Raw genomic sequence first — 16,162 nt, 5'->3', positions numbered from 1 at the left:
AGGCTCTGCAATCATGATGTCACAGATACCACAGGACAGGACTACAGGCATGAGCGGTACAGCTAAACCGACCCGCAAAAAATTCCGGGTTGCCGTCTCCGGTTCCACCGTTGACGGGCGTGAAATCGGACGCGACCACCTCTATGCAATGGCGGAAAGCTACAACCCGCAGGTATACGGTGCCCGCGTTAACGTTGAGCACATTCTTTCCCCCTATCCGGGCAGTGATTTCAGTGCGATGGGTGATGTTATTGCGCTGAGCGCGGAAGACATTACCGACGGCCCGCTAAAAGGCCGTGCCGCGTTGTATGCGGAAATCGAACCCACCGAGCGAATGAAGCAGCTCACCGGCGAAGGGAAGAAGATTTATTCCAGTATCGAAATCGATCCGCAGTTTGCCGCGACCGGCAAACCGTATCTGCGCGGCCTGGCGATGACGGATACCCCGGCCAGCCTGGGCACAGATCGCCTGAAATTCGCAGCACAGCAACGGGCACAGGTGCAGGCATTCAACAATCTGCCCGGTGAGCCGGTCATGTTCACCGAAGCGATGGAAGCGGAGCTGGTCGAGCTGTCCGAACAGCGCAGCGACGAGGGGAAGCAATGGTTTTCCCGCGTGATGGGGATTATCGGCAAAGGCCGTAAATCGGAAGGTGAACAGTTCGCCCAGGTGCGTGAGGCGGTGGAGAACGTCGCCCAGTCCCATGCTGACCTGCTGGACAGTTTCAACACGCTGAAAACCCAACAGCAGCAGGACAACCGCACTATCCAGACGTTGACCCGCGAACTGGCCGCACTCACGCAGAAGCTGGCGACGCAGGATAACAGTTACAGCCAGCGTCCGGCGGCCAGCGGCGGCAACAGCGGCGCACAGCTGGCTGACTTTTAAGTACCGTTAAGCGAGACAAGCGAACATGGAAAACACGACCCGTAATCTTTTTGAACAGTACATTTCACGTCAGGCGCAGCTTAACGGGGTGCAGCCGAATGCCGTGGCGATGACCTTTAGCGTCGAACCGGCCATCCAGCAGCGTATGGAGCAGGCAGCACAGGAAAGCGATGACTTCCTGGAACAGATTAACGTGTTTGGCGTGAAGGATCAGGAAGGTCAGAAAATCCTGATCGGTAGCAAAGGGCCGATTGCCAGCACCAATAACAGCAGCGACGGCACGTCCCGCCGCAATCCGACGGACAACCATTCCAAAGAGCCGAACAGCTACCATTGCCGAAAAGTGAATTACGACTCGGCGCTCAGCTACCCGCAGTTGGACGCCTGGGCATCGCGGCCGAACTTTCAGGCGCTGATCAGCCAAGCGAATGCGCGGCAAATCGGCCTTGACCGCATCATGATCGGTTTCAACGGCGCCACCTATGCCGAGAAATCCGACCGCAGAGCCAATCCGCTGTTGCAGGATTGCGGCGTAGGCTGGCTGCAAAAAATCCGCAATGATACGGCGCACCGCATTATTAAAAACGTCACGCTGACCGCCCGCGACGAAGACAACAAGATTGTCGCCAAAGGCACCTACGGCAACCTCGACACCGCTGTGTTTGACGCCAAAAACAGCCTGCTGGATCCGTGGCACCGGAAAGCGCCGGATCTGGTGGTGATCATGGCATCCGACCTGCTGACGTCCAGCAACTTTCCGCGCCTCAATGCGCTGAGCCAGAGCAACCCCAATAGTGAACTGATCGCCGGTCAGTTGATTATCAGCCAGGAGCGTGTGGGCGGCCTGCCGACCTTCCTGGCACCGTACTTCCCGTCCAACGCGGTGCTGATCACCTCGTTCAAAAATCTGTCGGTTTACTACCAGTTGGGGGCGTTGCGCCGCAGCATCGTCGAGGAGCCGCAGTACAACCGGATTGCCACCTACCAATCGTCCAACGACGACTTTGTGGTGGAGGACTACGGCAAGGTGGCACTGATCGACGGTATTCAGTTCGCACAGGCAGCAGGCGACAGCGAGTAACAGCCCGGCGGGGTAACACTCCGCCCAACCGGAGAACACACCATGCTGACACCAGCACAACGACATTTTCAGCGGGTCATGGCCGAGCGCCGGGGCCAGGAGGACATCGAAACGGAGGTGTCACGCACCGCCCATGAGCAAATTCTTCACCGCCTGCGCCTGCATCAGGCGGCGCTGAAACAGGTGCAATCTGATGCGACCAAAGCGGAGATGAAAAAAGCCATGCTGCCGGAATACGACGGCTGGATTGATGGCACGCTGGAAGGCGACAGCGGCCGACAGGATGAAGTGATTGTCACCCTGATGGTGTGGGCGATCGACTGCCAAGATAGCGCACTGGCGCTAAAACTGGGGCGTTACGTCGTTGAGCATGGCCTGTCTTTGCCTGCCGACAAGTTCCGCCGTGATGCGGTAACGGTACTGGCTGAGGAAGTGAGCAACCCGGTACTGACACTGGCCGCCACCGACGACCGCGCTGACCTGAGCGGTTACACCGCCGTGCTGGATGAAGTGGCCGCGATTGTGGACGGCAAAGACATGCCGGATGAAGTGCGCGCCAAGCTGTGCAAAGCCCGCGCCTTCTCACGCCGCGCAGCGGTGGATGCACAAACCAAAGCCGATGCGCTGACACTGTTCCGGGAAGCGATGGCCCGCAATCCCAACGCAGGGGTAAAACGGGAAATCGCCACCCTGACGCGGGAGCTGAAAAAGCTCATGCCGGGCAGCAGTGACGCGCCGGAAGACGGTGCGCCCGGCGACGATGAGACGACCATGGAAACAGCCGCCGGGGAGACACCGCCTGCGGCTTCAGCCGACGCCGCGCAGCCAGCGGTAAAAAAAGCCGCCGTGCGTAACACCACGGCGCGGAAAACCACACGGCCGACGGGCAAAAGTAAAGCCGCCCGTCAGTCTGCCAAACGTTAACGACTTCGGCCCCGTCCGACAGGCGGCGCACCGGGTGATCTGCCCGTATACGGTCTTTTTGCCCGGTGCCCACCGCCTGACTTTTGGGAGAGTTGAGCATGAGCCTGGTAGCGCCAAAACGTGTCAGCGACAGCGGCGACGTGCCGGAGATTGACGACGGCGCGGCGGCGGTCAGCGCCGGGGAGTTCTGGCCGGTAATCGTCCTGCGCGATCTGCGTCTGGCCGCCCGTATCACCGGCGGTATCACCACCACTCGCCTGATGCACGTCACCACGGAAGCGGTGGTGCATGTGACTGACCAGTTGGCGAGCTGGCAGCAGACGCAACAGGCCGCCGGATATACCGCACTGGCGGACGTTCCGGCCGGACAGGTCAACGGCGAAAACATCAAGGTGTACCGCTTCAAGCGTGCGGTTTATGCCATTGCCCGCGCGCTGCTGCTGGAGGGATACCGCGATGTGGATACCACGGCCAAAGGCGACAAGGCAACGGACACCTTTGACAACCAGCGTGACGATTTATGGCGTGATGCGCGCTGGAGTATCGCCGATATACGCGGCGCCAAACGCCTTTTTGCGGAGTTGTGCTGATGGTGGTCTGGGCGCTTCAGGGCGATACGGTGGATTTGCTCTGTTATCGCCATTACGGCACATCCGCCGGTGTCACCGAGCAGGTGATCGCCGCCAATCCGGGATTGAGCCGCCAGATGTTTCTGACGGCCGGGCAGGCTGTCACGCTGCCCGAAATTTCCCGCTCGACAGAACAGGAAACGGGCAGTTATGGGATTAAACGATCTTCAGCGCCTGAATGATGGCGTGACCTATGGCCTGTCCGTGATGGTGACTGGCATCGGGGTAATGACCGTCAGTGAAAAAGTGGCGCTGGCGGGGCTGGTCATCGGTGTTGTCACCGCGTGGCGCGCCTGGCTGTTCCGGCGTCGTATCGAGCGCGCACAACGACGTCGCAATGAACTGATTGAACAGATTTTGCAGCAGTCCGAGCGCCGCACGCTGAATGTATCGGAACGCCGCGCGGTGGCTATTTTGCATCAAGGTGACGTTGACGATGAAAACCGCGATTAAACGCTGTTCGATTGCGCTGATTGTCGCGCTTGGCGTCACGCTGTCCCCCGGCGCATTGCGCACCTCGCAGGAAGCACAGCAGAAAACAGCCAGTTGGGAAGACTGCCGGGCGTCGCCGTATTACTGCCCCGCCGGCGTGCTAACGGTGGGCATTGGCTCTACCGGTAGCGTACAAAATCGGCCGTACGGCAATGACGAGATTGCCCGCCGCTGGGTTAACGACATGCAGCGGGCAGAGAACTGCGTCAACGGCAATTTTAACGGCGCCGCCATGCCGCAATCGGCGTTTGAAGCCATGACCGACACGGCGTTTAACCTCGGTTGCAGCGGCCTGATGTGGTTTACCAACCGGCAGGGCAGCAAGCAGCGCACCACTATCTGGAAACATGCCCAGGCGCAGGAATGGCCCGCGATGTGTGAACGGCTGACCGATTTTGTCAACAGCGGCGGCCAGCGCTCCGCCGGGCTGGTCAATCGTCGCAGCGACTTTAAAGCCTGGTGCTTGCGCGATCTGGCGGGTGTGCCATGAAACTTGCAGCCACCCTTGCCGTGCTGCTGGTGCTGGCCGTCGGTGGCGTGCTCTGGCAAACCTACCAGCGCGGCATCGACCGAGCGCATACCGAGGCACTGACCGACAGCGCCCAACAACAGCGCGAACTGTTAAACGAAGTCCGGGCACTGGCTGACGATGCCAGAACCGTGCTGGCGCAGGTGCGCGAGCGTGAGCAACAGCGTTATGTCGAAGGGGAAGAACGTCGTGAAAAGATGCGTGAGGTTATGCAGCCCGATACGTGCGCTAACACTGTGGTGCCTGTTGCTGTCAGCGACAGCTTGCAAAAACGCGCCGCCGCCGTCCAGCGTGCAAATACTGCACGACCCGGTACCGCTCAGCCTGACGGCACCCACACCGACGCCCGCACTGAAAACACCGGTGACGTGGGGCACGGTCGCGCTCTGGAGTGATCAACTGCTGGATGCGCTGGACACCTGCAACGCGGACAAAGCCGCCATCAACGATGTATACCTGCGTCGTCTTCAACGCCTGAAGGACGCCGCCACACCATAGGGGAATGCTCATGCTGAAAACCGACTCGCTGCGCGTTGCACTGACGGCATCCAATACCTGGTGCCGGGCCAACCCGGAAGCCTTCACGGTGTTTGTGGAAGAGGGCGGCATTGAAACCACCGGGGAAACGCCGTCGTTTCTGTACCGCTACTCGCTGGTGCTGTTCGTGATGAACTTCACCGGTGATATCGACGATTTCACCTTACCGTTAATGGCCTGGCTATGGCAGAACCAGCCCGACCTGTTGCTGAACCCGCAAAAGAACCGCGAGGTGACATTCACCACGCTGATCAACAACGACGACAGCGCCGACATCCTTTTTGAAATCCCGGTGCGCGAGCGGGTCAGGGTCACGCGGGATGATAATGGCACCCTGCGAGCTGAACATCTGCCTGAACCTCGTCCGCGCCTCACCGGCGGGGTATGGGACGCTGTGCTTGAGGATGCGACCGGGGAGACAGCGGTATGACGGATAAACGGTTTCACGCACTGGATCAGGTGTTTGACGACATTCTTTCCGGCCTGTCACCCGCCGGGCGGCTGAAAACGGCCCGTCAGGTCGGGCAGGCGCTGCGACGCAGTCAGCAACAGCGCATCCGTGCGCAGAAGAACCCGGACGGCTCGGCCTATGCAACCCGCCGCCGCAAGGTGTTGCGTTCGCAAAAAGGAATGGTCTTTGTCTGGGAAGGCCAGGTGCGCCACCTGAAAAACTGGCACGGCGGCCGGGGAAAATACGGCCGCACAATCACCGGTTTTGATGAAGACCGCAACGCTATCCGCACGTTTTACCGCAGCGATATTGAGCGTTATATCGAGATCAACACGCAGGCGATACGCCGCACAACCAGCAAGAAAACCCCGATGTTTCAGCGCTTGTGCAGCTATCGCTTTCTCAACATGCGGGCCGATACCAACGGCGCGAGCGTCGGCTTTGGCGGCATGGCTGCCCGTATCGCCCGCGTGCATCAGTACGGTGAACGTGACCAGATCGGGCCGGGCGCCTTCGCCCGCTACCCGGTGCGTAAACTGTTGGGGATTTCCCCGGCTGATGAGCAGCTGATCCAGGACTCGGTGATCAATAGCCTGGGGAGTGCTGCCACATGAGCGCTGAACTGATGCGATTACTGGAAAACGTCTTGCGCGTCGGCGTCGTCACAGCAGTTGACCCGGAAACCTGGCAGGTACGTGTTAAGAGCGGTGAATTGCTCACCGACTGGCTACGCTGGAACACCATACGCGCCGGGGCGTTTAACGTCTGGTTCCCGCCCGCCGTCGGGGAACAGGTGTGGCTGGGCTGCCTTGGCGGTAATCCGGAAACCGCCGTGATCATCGGCAGTCTGTTCAGCGAGGCCCACCCGGCACCGGGCAACAGCCTGAAGGAGATTGTGATCACCGCGCCGGACGGTGCCCGGTTTCGGTATGACGCTGTGGCTGGTGCGCTGGAAGCCACCGGCATGAAAACCGTCAACGTGGTGGCCGCGGTCAGCGTCACACTGAATACGCCGGTGGTGGAATGCACTCAGCACCTGAAGGCCCGCACCGTGGAGATCACCCACGGCGGCACCCTGGCCGGTAATGTGGCGCATTCTGACGGCGCGATGACCTCTAACGGCGTCCAGGTGGATAACCACCGCCACGGCGGCATTCAGCCCGGCGGTAGCTGGACGAGTGGCACACAATGACCGCGACCTATACCGGCATGAATCCGCATGGCACCGGCACCCTGACCGATGCCGATCAGCTCTGGCAGTCGGTGCGCGACATTCTGACTACGCCGCTGGCATCCAGGGTGATGCGCCGGGATTACGGCAGCCTGATCCCTGACCTGCTGGATGCGCCGCAGAACGCTGTGACGCGGCTTCAGTTGATGAGTGCGGCTGTTATCGCCCTGACGCGCTGGGAGTCGCGTATCTCGCTGAATGCCATCGATATTCGTTACTCAGCATCCGGGGCGGTAGCAGCAGAGTTATCGGGCGTTATTACTGCAACGATGCAGGCGGCCAGCACCACCCTTACGCTCAGGAGTAACAGCGATGGCAACGGTTGATTTATCACAGCTCCCCCAGCCGCAAATCATTGAAGAGCTGGACTTCGAAGTCATCTTTCAGGATGTGAAAGCGGTGATGATTGCTGCCTTTCCTGCCGATCAACAGGCATCCGTAACCGCCGCGTTGGAACTGGAGTCCGAACCGTTAACCGTGATAGCGCAGGTGATCGCCTATCGGGAAATGATGTTACGCCAGCGGATTAACGAGGGCGCCGAAGCCTGCCTACTCAGCTACGCCGTATCATCCGATCTGGATAATCTGGCGGCTAACCTGAACACGGCCCGGCTGACCATTACAGAGGAAACCGACACCGCCGACGCGATAATGGAAAGCGACAGCGCGCTACGGTTGCGGGCGCAGGCGGCCTTTGAGGGGTTGAGCGTGGCCGGGCCGACCGGCGCGTATGAGTATTTCGCCAAAAGTGCCAGCGGCAAGGTGGCGGATGCCAAAGCGATCAGCCCGTCCCCAGCGGTGGTAGTGGTGTCGGTGTTATCCACAGAGGGAGACGGCAGTGCCTCGGCTGATCTGCTGGCAACCGTTGATGCCGCCCTGTCCGCCGACGATAAACGCCCGGTCGGCGACCGCCTGACGGTGCAAAGCGCCGAGATTGTGCGCTATGCCATTACGGCGGTGTTGTACCGCTATCCTGGGCCGGAATCGGAACCGATCCAACAGGCCGCGCAGCAGGCATTAACGTCATGGCTTGGCGTACAGGGGCGCATCGGGCGTGATGTGGCTCGCTCGGCCATCATGGCGGCGCTGCATGTGCAGGGAGTGCAACGTGTCGAGCTGCTGGAACCGGCGCAAGACATGGTGATCAGCGACACGCAGGCGGCGTACTGCACCGGATTGACTCTCACTGAGGGCGGCAGCGATGAGTAACAGCCTATTGCCACCGTCGGCCAGTGACTTTATGCGCAATGTCGCCAGTTCTACCCAGCATCTGAGTGAGATAGCGGTCGATCTGGATACGTTATGGAACCCTGACACCTGTCCGGTATCATTCCTGCCTTATCTCGCTTGGGCGTTGTCAGTTGACCGCTGGGATAAGCGCTGGTCAGAACAGACCAAACGTCAGGTGATCAAGGCGGCATGGCGGGTACACCGCCAGAAGGGCACCATCGCCGCCCTGCGCCGGGTGGTCGAGCCGTTCGGCTATCTGATTCGTATTACCGAGTGGTGGCAAACCGGCGGCGTACCCGGCACTTTCCGGCTGGATATCGGCGTGCAGGATGCCGGCATCACCGAAGAAACCTATCTGGAGCTGGAACGCTTAATTGCTGATGCCAAGCCTGCGAGCCGCCATCTCTTGGGGCTGGCTATCCATCTTGATAGCCGGGGCGCGGCGCCGGTCATTGTCGGGCAGTACAGCGGCGACGCGCTGACCATCTATCCCTACTTTCCTGAAACCATTACCACAACCGGCGCCGACGTGCGTGGCGGTGCGGTACATCTTTCTGATAACGTGAGCGTGAACGCATGACCACAAAATATTTTGCCCTGCTGACAACCACTGGCGCCGCGCTGCTGGCAAACGCTACCGCGCTGGGGAAGCAGTTGTCTATCACCCAAATGGCGCTCGGCGACGGTGGCGGCACCCTGCCGACTCCCGACGCAGCACAAACCAAACTGGTCAACGAACGCCGCCGGGCGCCGTTGAACTCCCTGAGCGTTGACACGACTAACACCAATCAGATTATCGCTGAACAGGTTATCCCCGAGGACGAGGGCGGGTGGTGGATCCGGGAAATCGGCTTGTACGACGCAGCGGGCAATCTGATCGCCGTCGCCAACTGCCCGGAAACCTATAAACCGCTGCTACAGGAAGGCTCCGGCCGGGTGCAAACGGTGCGTATGATTTTGATTGTCAGCAGCACCGACGCGGTCACGCTGAAAATCGATCCATCTGTAGTATTGGCGACCCGCAAGTACGTGGATGACAGCGCGATTGTGGTGAAAGCCTACGCCGATGATGCGATGGCGAAACATCTCGCCGACGCCAATCCCCATAAACAATATGCCCCACTCGCCAGCCCGGCGTTGACGGGCACACCCACCGCCCCAACAGCGGCAGCCGGTGCCAGTACCACGCAGTTGGCTACCACTGCGTTTGTTTCTACCGCAACGGCGAATCATGTCGCAGCGGCAAATCCGCATCCTCAGTATGCGCCGCTTGCCAGCCCTGAGTTTACCGGGCGTGTAAAAGTAACCGCTGATGGCGCCGGCGCCGTGTTACTCAAAGCTGCAACTGCCAATGCTGCTGTAGGGATATCGTTTCAGACCAATCTCGGTGTTCAGATAGCGCAACTGACGTATGCCGGCACGAACACGCAGTTTTACAGCTACTTGGGTGGCAATAGCGTCGCGCTCATAGACAGCGGCGATATTACTATTGCCCCTAAAGCAGGTCAGTCACTGAAAATTACCACACCAGTCACCGTCAACGGCGACGGTAATCAAATCCTTTTGCAGCAGAGCACAAAGGCACCATCGTCTGGCTCGTATATTAAAGGGCTTAACAGTGACGGCGTATTCTTGTGGACTGTCGGACGTAGCGAAAGCAACGGCTGGCTTGAGCTGGGTGGCAAAGGGAGCAACCGCATCGCGTTGGCAGACAGCGGCGATGTCACTATCGCCCCAGGAACTGGGAAAACCACAAAAATTACCAGCACGGCCACGCTCACCGCCCCGGCGGCGGGAGATAACAGCACCAGCGCCATTACATCGGGCTGGTTTGCAGCAGAGATTGCCGGCATCCCGCTGCCCTGGCCGCAAGCAACCGCCCCCACCGGCTGGCTGAAATGTAACGGTCAGTCGTTCGATAAAACCCTCTATCCCAAACTGACAGCAGCGTATCCGTCGGGCACATTGCCGGATTTACGCGGCGAGTTTATTCGCGGCTGGGATGATGGGAGGGGGGTTGATAGCGGGCGTGCGGTGTTGTCTGTGCAGGATGCAACGTGGATTCAGCCGAACATCGAAAGCAACACTGCCGCGACAACAATCAGAATCGATAATGTCGATAGCACGTTCAATACTGACGAGTATTCAGCGGTCAGTAATCTGCCGTCATATGAACATAACGGATCACGGGCGCGTTCGTATGTTCGCCCCCGCAACGTCGCCTTTAACTACATCGTGAGGGCTGCATGATGACTAAAAAATATGCCATTACAGCGCAGGCTGCTGAATTAGGGGCAAACGGGCTAACTACCGTACCCGGCTGGCTGGTGGTCTATTTCGCTGATCCCGATACGCATGAATATCTGCACGCCGGTTATGAATACCTGATGCAAGGTACTGGCTTGCCTGCGGGGGGATATCTTGATGCGCCTTCGCTTCCTCCTGATGGGCTGGGTTTGCGCCGCAGTGACGACGGGCTTTGTTGGGTGCATGTACCGGACTATAGGGGGCAATTGGCCTACAACACACAAACCCGGCAGCCGTTACGGGTGACTCAGATGGGCGAATTACCCAGCGAGTTGACGGTGTTGGCGCCGACGAGTGCGTTTGATGTATGGCGCGATGGCAGGTGGGTAACGGATGACGCAGCCAAAATTAATGCGGCGATACAGGCAGCCAAAGCGGAACAGGAAAAACGCCGACGCAGCGCAAATGATCGGTTGAATGAACTAACTTATGCCATCAATTTGGGGATCGCCACGCCGGAAGAAGCGTCTGCACTGAGTTCTTGGCAGGCTTATCTGGTGTTATTAAGCCGGGTGGATTTCGGTCATGCGCCAGACATTGTGTGGCCGACGGAGCCGGGAATGTGATAACGCAAACGGCCCGAGGGCCGTTTTTCTTTTCAGTGCTTATCTCGGATTAATATCTTTTTTTCAATTTGTTGTGATTGATGTTGTGCCGCGATGTTGTTGTATGCCGGTAACAACGTCCATGACGCGCCATTCCTGATGACGGTCAGCATAATGACGTCTCGCTCCTCACCGAAATATCACGATTTGACAGAAAGCTGCGGTGATCTTGGCTGCATATATCGTGATGTTACTATTTTTCACTTATTCAGATACGAGACGATATGACGACAAAATACATAGCGTTGCTCACTCAAGTGGGCGAAAACAAGCTGGCCAATGCCACGGCATTGGGGAAGCAACTGGAAATCGCGCGAATGGGCGTAGGGGATGGCGGTGGTTCGCTGCCAACGCCGAGCACCACACAAACCACGTTGATTAATGAAAAGCGTCGCGCCGCACTGAATTCGCTGAGTGTCGATTCCGCCAACCCCAATCAGATTATCGCTGAACAGGTGATCCCCGAGGACGAGGGCGGGTGGTGGATCCGGGAAATCGGCCTGTATGATAACGATGGCAATCTGATTGCCGTCGCCAACTGCCCGGAAACCTACAAACCGCTGCTACAGGAAGGCTCCGGCCGGGTGCAAACGGTGCGCATGATCTTGATTGTCAGCAGTACCGACGCGGTCACGCTAAAAATTGACCCGTCGGTGGTACTGGCAACTCGCAAGTACGTGGATGACAGCGCTGTCGTGGTAAAAGCCTACGCCGATGATGCGATGGCGAAACATCTCGCCGACGCCAATCCCCATAAACAATATGCCCTACTCGCCAGCCCGGCGCTTACCGGCACACCGACGGCACCGACGGCGGCAGCCGGTGCCAATACCACGCAATTGGCGACAACGGCGTTTGTTTCTACCGCAACGGCGAATCATGTCGCAGCGGCAAATCCGCATTCGCAGTATGCGCTACTCGCTAGCCCGGCGCTTACCGGCACACCGACGGCACCGACGGCGGCAGCCGGTGCCAATACCACGCAGTTGGCGACAACGGCGTTTGTTTCTACTGCAACGGCGAATCATGTCGCAGCGGCAAATCCGCATCCGCAGTATGCCCCACTCGCCAGCCCAGCGCTTACCGGCACGCCGACGGCACCGACGGCGGCAGCCGGTGCCAATACCACGCAGTTGGCGACAACAGCGTTTGTTTCTACTGCAACGGCGAATTTGTCAGCCAGCACCGCGTCGGGTCTGGCTCAAAAAATGAATATCGCCGATGTTGTGGGTATCCCACTACCCTGGCCGCAGGCGACCGCGCCCACCGGCTGGCTGAAATGTAATGGACAGTCGTTCGACAAGGCCCTGTATCCGAAGCTGGCGACGGTCTATCCCTCCGGAGTTTTGCCCGATCTCCGCGGCGAATTTATCCGCGGCTGGGATGATGGTAGGGGTGTTGATGCTGGCAGGGCGATTTTGACAGCGCAAAATCCCACGTATTTACGAACCGGCATGATGGATTACAACGGCAGTGATGTTGACAACATTGGCGTTTATATCGGGATGGGCTATGCCGAAGCTGACACGGCTGCAAAATCAATTTCTGCTCCGGCAGGGGCCTTCCGCGCACCAAATAATATTGACCTGACAGAGCAGGCATCCCGAGACAACGGTGTTAACGGTACAGCGAGCAATACCGTTTATGCGAGCGAGGGTTCTGTCTGGGTTTCAACTCGCCCCCGCAACATCGCTTTTAACTATATTGTCAGAGCGGCGTGACTACCGCGCATAATGTGTTTGCAATAAACACGATATCTGAACGGCCCATTGGGCCGTTTTTTATGGTCTTTACCGCGTTATCGACAAATAAGGCTCCAGTAACGCGGGCAGATTGTCGGGATACACCGTTTCCTGCGTCTGGCGTAGTTCATCCATTCCCCACCAGTGGTAGCGCCGCATAATTTTTTTTCGTGCTCGGTCCACTGGCTGCAATCCAGATCGTGATACTGAATGCGAATAATGAAGTAGCGCTCGTCCGCCAAGACTTCTTTGCCATTCGGCATCATCATGACGAATTCCCGTTGGGCGATTTCCTCTCCAGGGTCGGTGATGTTCAGACCCGTTTCTTCCCACAGTTCACGGATAGCCGCCTGAGTGAAGGATTCACCCGCTTCGAGCGCTCCGCCGGGCGTTGCCCAGTAGGCTCGGCCAGCCATGGCGTCATCCTTATGTTCAAAGCGAAACAGCAACACATGCAGTTGCGCATTGATGACCAGAAAGCGGGAAGCGGGGCGTTTTCTCATGATATCCTCAAGCTATCTAATGGCGCCGAACGGGCGCAATCCTGTGTGTGACGTGAAATTTTACGCCCGCCCTCCGGTTTGTCGAGGCGTCGTGGAAGGCGCCTCGGCCCTGATTCCAGCAGGTGTCGGGTTACTGTCGTGTGCCTGTCGGGTTGCTGTCGTGTCGCGGGTGGGAAGGCTGGCATAAGCTGGCATCGTTTTTCACAGCTGTTTTTCACCACTGTTTTTCACAACAACAGGAAAACGAACATGAATTCGATTAAGACATTACGCCTTGCCCGAGCCTGGTCTCAGGAACAATTGGCGGAGCTCTCCTCCCTGAGCGTCAGAACCATCCAGCGTATCGAGAATGGCGAGCGCGCCAGCCTGGAGACATTGAGCGCGATCGCCGCCGCGTTTGGCGTCAATGTGGCCGAACTGATGACGGAAGAAAGCGAACAGACGGTTAGCGGCGAGTCGCTGGAACAGCGCATTCAAGATGCGCGGCGGCAGGTACGTCAGGAAAGCCGTTTCTGGCGCAGCCTGATCCTCATGGTGTTGGTCAGCGTGGTGTTGTTTATCGTGAACCAGATGACCGGGTCGGGGCACCGCTGGTTTTTCTGGGTACCGCTGATCTGGGGAGGGCTGGTGGTGTTAAAAGGCGTCAAGATTTTCTGGCTTCGCGGGAGGATGTCCCGCTGGGAGCAGGAGCGCCTGCAAAAACTGCTGCGGCAGCGCCATGAGTAGCCGGATCTTGGTGATAGGGCACGTCGGCTGGCGTGCTCTGTAAAGTGTCACGGTTCTTCGGTGCCGGAATTCGTTATACTTGTTTCCTCGTTTTGGCAGGAGATGGGTATGAATTATCATTACGCTCGCCTGGTGACAATGGCCGCTTTTCTGGCCACCGCCACGGCGCTGTTTTTATTCGGTATGAAGGTGTATGCCTGGTGGTACACCGGTTCGGTGAGTTTGCTGGCGTCATTGGTGGATTCGCTGGTGGACATCGCCGCGTCGCTGGTGAATCTGCTGGTCGTGCGTTACTCATTGCAGCCTGCCGATACGGAACATACCTTCGGCCATGGTAAGGCTGAATCGTTGGCGGCGCTGGCACAAAGTATGTTTATTTCCGGATCGGCGCTGTTCCTGTTGCTTAACGGGGTACAGCGGCTGAGTACGCCTCAACCATTGAACGGCCCTGAATTGGGGATGTGGATTACGGTTTTTGCATTGGTGATCACTATTCTGCTGGTCAGTTTCCAGCGTTGGGTGATCCGCAAGACCCAAAGCCAGGCGGTGCGGGCGGACATGTTGCATTACCAGTCCGATGTGCTGATGAACGGCGCCATTCTGGTGGCATTGTTCTTGAGCTGGCGCGGCATTGGCTGGGCGGATGCGGTATTTGCATTGGGGATTGGCGTCTATATCCTGTCCAGTGCATTGCGTATGGCCTATGACGCTATCCAATCTTTGCTCGATCGCGCCCTGCCGGATGAAGAACGGCAGGAAATCACCCGAATGATCGCTTCATGGCCCGGCGTCAACGGTGCGCACCAACTGCGTACTCGCCGTTCGGGGCCGACCCGTTTTATCCAGCTCCACCTGGAAATGGATGACCAACTGCCGTTGATTGAGTCTCACAGTATTGCGGATGCGCTGGAGCAGGCATTGCTCAAACGTTTTCCCGGTTCCGACGTTATTATCCACCAAGACCCTATTTCGATTGTTCCGCTTGAGCAGCGGGGACGCTGGTAACGCTAAGCTCGGTCATCTCGCTGTCATTGAAAGGTGTTGTAAAAGTGTGACATGCAATGGATATTTATAGGAACTTATGCCTGACCTGAATCAATTCAGCTAAGGCCTTTTGTTATAATATGCTTATAAAAGGTTAGAGGCTCGCCAGTATTGACCCGGCCTCGCGATAGAAAATCTGCGAATTTACATCTACAAATCCAGAGGTTGTCATGATTAATAGAATCGGAGTGTTAACGAGTGGTGGTGATGCGCCGGGGATGAACGCTGCCATCCGGGGCGTGGTGCGCGCTGCGCTGACGGAAGGTCTGGAAGTGTTCGGGATCTATGACGGCTATCTGGGTTTGTACGAAGACCGTATGAAACAACTGGACCGCTATAGCGTGTCCGATGTCATCAACCGCGGCGGGACGTTTCTGGGTTCCGCGCGTTTTCCGGCTTTCCGTGAGGAGTCTGTGCGTCAGGTTTGTGTGGAAAACATGAAGCGACGTGGTCTGGATGCGTTGGTGGTTATCGGCGGAGACGGTTCCTACATGGGGGCCAAACGCCTGACGGAAATGGGTTTTCCCTGTATCGGCCTGCCGGGCACTATTGATAATGACGTGGCGGGGACAGACTACACCATCGGCTATTTCACGGCGCTGGAAACGGTGGTGGAAGCCATTGACCGCCTGCGCGATACCTCGTCTTCCCACCAGCGTATCTCCATTGTCGAAGTGATGGGCCGCCACTGCGGCGACCTGACGCTGGCCGCCGCGATCGCCGGTGGTTGCGAATTCATCGTCGTACCGGAAGTGGACTTCAAAAAAGAAGATTTGGTGGAAGAGATCAAAGCGGGTATCGCCAAAGGGAAGAAGCACGCCATCGTGGCGATTACCGAGCTGATGTGTGATGTCGCTGATCTGGCGCATTACATTGAGACGGAAACCGGGCGTGAAACCCGCGCCACCGTACTGGGCCATATCCAGCGCGGCGGTTCTCCGGTCGCCTATGATCGTATTCTGGCCTCGCGCATGGGCGCCTACTCTATCGAACTGCTGCAGCAGGGGTACGGCGGCCGTTGCGTCGGTATCCAGAATGAAAAACTGGTTCACCATGATATTATCGACGCCATCGAGAACATGAAGCGCCCATTCCGGGGCGATTGGCTTGATACCGCCAAGAAATTGTTCTGATGTAACCGCCGGATGCGTGCGCGTCCGGCGATGAAATCCCGCTCGCAGGGGGATGTGGCGAATGTTAAACACGCCATACCTCCCTGGGCGGGATTTGTTATTAATGCGT

Annotated in this window: 21 protein-coding genes and 1 pseudogene; 21 read left to right on the top strand and 1 reads right to left on the bottom strand. The window is 58.0% G+C overall.

From position 1 onward, the window contains the following. The first annotated feature begins 49 nt into the window (after positions 1–49). The 18 genes from DPA2511_RS19730 to DPA2511_RS19645 all read left to right on the top strand — a co-directional run bounded on the left by DPA2511_RS19730 (position 50) and on the right by DPA2511_RS19645 (position 12,626). A complete protein-coding gene (locus DPA2511_RS19730; protein ID WP_015855477.1) occupies positions 50–889 on the top strand; it encodes a GPO family capsid scaffolding protein in 840 nt (279 codons plus the stop codon). Positions 890–914: 25 nt separating this feature from the next. Further along, the gene (locus DPA2511_RS19725; protein WP_015855476.1) at positions 915–1,970 is read left to right on the top strand and encodes a phage major capsid protein, P2 family; all 1,056 of its coding nucleotides are present in this window, start codon (positions 915–917) and stop codon (positions 1,968–1,970) included. Positions 1,971–2,012: 42 nt separating this feature from the next. Beyond that, positions 2,013–2,894, top strand: a complete 882-nt coding sequence (gene gpM / locus DPA2511_RS19720) for a phage terminase small subunit (protein ID WP_015855475.1) — start codon at positions 2,013–2,015, stop codon at positions 2,892–2,894. A gap of 98 nt (positions 2,895–2,992) precedes the next feature. Next, a complete protein-coding gene (locus DPA2511_RS19715; RefSeq protein ID WP_015855474.1) occupies positions 2,993–3,484 on the top strand; it encodes a head completion/stabilization protein in 492 nt (163 codons plus the stop codon). After that, positions 3,484–3,705, top strand: coding sequence for a tail protein X (locus tag DPA2511_RS22200; RefSeq protein ID WP_015855473.1), 222 nt, complete (start codon positions 3,484–3,486; stop codon positions 3,703–3,705). The genes DPA2511_RS19715 and DPA2511_RS22200 overlap by 1 nt, the downstream gene beginning before the upstream one ends. Further along, positions 3,674–3,976, top strand: a complete 303-nt coding sequence (locus DPA2511_RS19705; protein WP_015855472.1) for an HP1 family phage holin — start codon at positions 3,674–3,676, stop codon at positions 3,974–3,976. The genes DPA2511_RS22200 and DPA2511_RS19705 overlap by 32 nt, the downstream gene beginning before the upstream one ends. After that, complete coding sequence (locus tag DPA2511_RS19700) at positions 3,960–4,505, top strand: lysozyme (RefSeq protein WP_015855471.1); 546 nt, start codon at positions 3,960–3,962, stop codon at positions 4,503–4,505. The genes DPA2511_RS19705 and DPA2511_RS19700 overlap by 17 nt, the downstream gene beginning before the upstream one ends. Then, entirely contained in the window at positions 4,502–4,939 is a 438-nt protein-coding gene (locus DPA2511_RS19695) for a DUF2570 family protein (protein ID WP_015855470.1), read from the top strand. The genes DPA2511_RS19700 and DPA2511_RS19695 overlap by 4 nt, the downstream gene beginning before the upstream one ends. Further along, complete coding sequence (gene lysC / locus DPA2511_RS24120) at positions 4,842–5,042, top strand: Rz1-like lysis system protein LysC (protein WP_438919040.1); 201 nt, start codon at positions 4,842–4,844, stop codon at positions 5,040–5,042. Before DPA2511_RS19695 ends, lysC begins: the two co-directional genes overlap by 98 nt. Positions 5,043–5,052: 10 nt before the next feature. Then, positions 5,053–5,511, top strand: a complete 459-nt coding sequence (locus tag DPA2511_RS19685; protein WP_015855469.1) for a phage tail protein — start codon at positions 5,053–5,055, stop codon at positions 5,509–5,511. Next, on the top strand, positions 5,508–6,146 hold the full coding sequence (locus tag DPA2511_RS19680) for a phage virion morphogenesis protein (RefSeq protein ID WP_015855468.1): 639 nt from the start codon (positions 5,508–5,510) through the stop codon (positions 6,144–6,146). Before DPA2511_RS19685 ends, DPA2511_RS19680 begins: the two co-directional genes overlap by 4 nt. After that, a complete protein-coding gene (locus tag DPA2511_RS19675) occupies positions 6,143–6,724 on the top strand; it encodes a phage baseplate assembly protein V (protein WP_015855467.1) in 582 nt (193 codons plus the stop codon). Before DPA2511_RS19680 ends, DPA2511_RS19675 begins: the two co-directional genes overlap by 4 nt. Continuing rightward, positions 6,721–7,089, top strand: coding sequence for a GPW/gp25 family protein (locus DPA2511_RS19670; protein ID WP_015855466.1), 369 nt, complete (start codon positions 6,721–6,723; stop codon positions 7,087–7,089). The genes DPA2511_RS19675 and DPA2511_RS19670 overlap by 4 nt, the downstream gene beginning before the upstream one ends. Beyond that, entirely contained in the window at positions 7,076–7,972 is an 897-nt protein-coding gene (locus DPA2511_RS19665; protein ID WP_015855465.1) for a baseplate assembly protein, read from the top strand. Before DPA2511_RS19670 ends, DPA2511_RS19665 begins: the two co-directional genes overlap by 14 nt. After that, positions 7,965–8,573, top strand: coding sequence for a phage tail protein I (locus tag DPA2511_RS19660; protein WP_015855464.1), 609 nt, complete (start codon positions 7,965–7,967; stop codon positions 8,571–8,573). Before DPA2511_RS19665 ends, DPA2511_RS19660 begins: the two co-directional genes overlap by 8 nt. Next, positions 8,570–10,243: a phage tail-collar fiber domain-containing protein gene (locus DPA2511_RS23275; RefSeq protein WP_015855463.1), complete on the top strand. Its 1,674-nt coding sequence runs from the start codon at positions 8,570–8,572 to the stop codon at positions 10,241–10,243. Before DPA2511_RS19660 ends, DPA2511_RS23275 begins: the two co-directional genes overlap by 4 nt. Next, complete coding sequence (locus DPA2511_RS19650; protein ID WP_015855462.1) at positions 10,240–10,866, top strand: tail fiber assembly protein; 627 nt, start codon at positions 10,240–10,242, stop codon at positions 10,864–10,866. The genes DPA2511_RS23275 and DPA2511_RS19650 overlap by 4 nt, the downstream gene beginning before the upstream one ends. Positions 10,867–11,129: 263 nt before the next feature. Further along, a complete protein-coding gene (locus DPA2511_RS19645; RefSeq protein WP_015855461.1) occupies positions 11,130–12,626 on the top strand; it encodes a phage tail-collar fiber domain-containing protein in 1,497 nt (498 codons plus the stop codon). Between the two features lie 69 nt (positions 12,627–12,695). Here DPA2511_RS19645 and DPA2511_RS22195 read toward each other — a convergent pair. Continuing rightward, a pseudogene (locus DPA2511_RS22195) lies at positions 12,696–13,150 on the bottom strand (NUDIX hydrolase). Between the two features lie 249 nt (positions 13,151–13,399). Between DPA2511_RS22195 and DPA2511_RS19635 the strand changes: the two are divergent. The 3 genes from DPA2511_RS19635 to pfkA all read left to right on the top strand — a co-directional run bounded on the left by DPA2511_RS19635 (position 13,400) and on the right by pfkA (position 16,053). Next, complete coding sequence (locus DPA2511_RS19635) at positions 13,400–13,876, top strand: 2TM domain-containing protein (protein WP_015855459.1); 477 nt, start codon at positions 13,400–13,402, stop codon at positions 13,874–13,876. 108 nt (positions 13,877–13,984) lie between these two features. After that, complete coding sequence (gene fieF / locus DPA2511_RS19630) at positions 13,985–14,881, top strand: CDF family cation-efflux transporter FieF (protein ID WP_015855458.1); 897 nt, start codon at positions 13,985–13,987, stop codon at positions 14,879–14,881. A 209-nt stretch (positions 14,882–15,090) separates the two neighbouring features. Next, the gene (pfkA, locus tag DPA2511_RS19625; RefSeq protein ID WP_015855457.1) at positions 15,091–16,053 is read left to right on the top strand and encodes a 6-phosphofructokinase; all 963 of its coding nucleotides are present in this window, start codon (positions 15,091–15,093) and stop codon (positions 16,051–16,053) included. Positions 16,054–16,162: the final 109 nt, after the last annotated feature.

It is taken from the genome of Musicola paradisiaca NCPPB 2511, assembly GCF_000400505.1.
Classification (GTDB): domain Bacteria; phylum Pseudomonadota; class Gammaproteobacteria; order Enterobacterales; family Enterobacteriaceae; genus Musicola; species Musicola paradisiaca.
Note: the sequence above shows the minus strand (reverse complement) of the source record. Positions and strands in the feature narration are given on the sequence as shown.

What these genes read in the sequence shown, in the direction of transcription:
- DPA2511_RS19730 (WP_015855477.1), top strand. Translation starts at nt 50, where the DNA reads ATGAGCGGTACAGCTAAACCGACCCGCAAAAAATTCCGGGTTGCCGTC.
- DPA2511_RS19725 (WP_015855476.1), top strand. Translation starts at nt 915, where the DNA reads ATGGAAAACACGACCCGTAATCTTTTTGAACAGTACATTTCACGTCAG.
- gpM (WP_015855475.1), top strand. Translation starts at nt 2,013, where the DNA reads ATGCTGACACCAGCACAACGACATTTTCAGCGGGTCATGGCCGAGCGC.
- DPA2511_RS19715 (WP_015855474.1), top strand. Translation starts at nt 2,993, where the DNA reads ATGAGCCTGGTAGCGCCAAAACGTGTCAGCGACAGCGGCGACGTGCCG.
- DPA2511_RS22200 (WP_015855473.1), top strand. Translation starts at nt 3,484, where the DNA reads ATGGTGGTCTGGGCGCTTCAGGGCGATACGGTGGATTTGCTCTGTTAT.
- DPA2511_RS19705 (WP_015855472.1), top strand. Translation starts at nt 3,674, where the DNA reads ATGGGATTAAACGATCTTCAGCGCCTGAATGATGGCGTGACCTATGGC.
- DPA2511_RS19700 (WP_015855471.1), top strand. Translation starts at nt 3,960, where the DNA reads ATGAAAACCGCGATTAAACGCTGTTCGATTGCGCTGATTGTCGCGCTT.
- DPA2511_RS19695 (WP_015855470.1), top strand. Translation starts at nt 4,502, where the DNA reads ATGAAACTTGCAGCCACCCTTGCCGTGCTGCTGGTGCTGGCCGTCGGT.
- DPA2511_RS19685 (WP_015855469.1), top strand. Translation starts at nt 5,053, where the DNA reads ATGCTGAAAACCGACTCGCTGCGCGTTGCACTGACGGCATCCAATACC.
- DPA2511_RS19680 (WP_015855468.1), top strand. Translation starts at nt 5,508, where the DNA reads ATGACGGATAAACGGTTTCACGCACTGGATCAGGTGTTTGACGACATT.
- DPA2511_RS19675 (WP_015855467.1), top strand. Translation starts at nt 6,143, where the DNA reads ATGAGCGCTGAACTGATGCGATTACTGGAAAACGTCTTGCGCGTCGGC.
- DPA2511_RS19670 (WP_015855466.1), top strand. Translation starts at nt 6,721, where the DNA reads ATGACCGCGACCTATACCGGCATGAATCCGCATGGCACCGGCACCCTG.
- DPA2511_RS19665 (WP_015855465.1), top strand. Translation starts at nt 7,076, where the DNA reads ATGGCAACGGTTGATTTATCACAGCTCCCCCAGCCGCAAATCATTGAA.
- DPA2511_RS19660 (WP_015855464.1), top strand. Translation starts at nt 7,965, where the DNA reads ATGAGTAACAGCCTATTGCCACCGTCGGCCAGTGACTTTATGCGCAAT.
- DPA2511_RS23275 (WP_015855463.1), top strand. Translation starts at nt 8,570, where the DNA reads ATGACCACAAAATATTTTGCCCTGCTGACAACCACTGGCGCCGCGCTG.
- DPA2511_RS19650 (WP_015855462.1), top strand. Translation starts at nt 10,240, where the DNA reads ATGATGACTAAAAAATATGCCATTACAGCGCAGGCTGCTGAATTAGGG.
- DPA2511_RS19645 (WP_015855461.1), top strand. Translation starts at nt 11,130, where the DNA reads ATGACGACAAAATACATAGCGTTGCTCACTCAAGTGGGCGAAAACAAG.
- DPA2511_RS19635 (WP_015855459.1), top strand. Translation starts at nt 13,400, where the DNA reads ATGAATTCGATTAAGACATTACGCCTTGCCCGAGCCTGGTCTCAGGAA.
- fieF (WP_015855458.1), top strand. Translation starts at nt 13,985, where the DNA reads ATGAATTATCATTACGCTCGCCTGGTGACAATGGCCGCTTTTCTGGCC.
- pfkA (WP_015855457.1), top strand. Translation starts at nt 15,091, where the DNA reads ATGATTAATAGAATCGGAGTGTTAACGAGTGGTGGTGATGCGCCGGGG.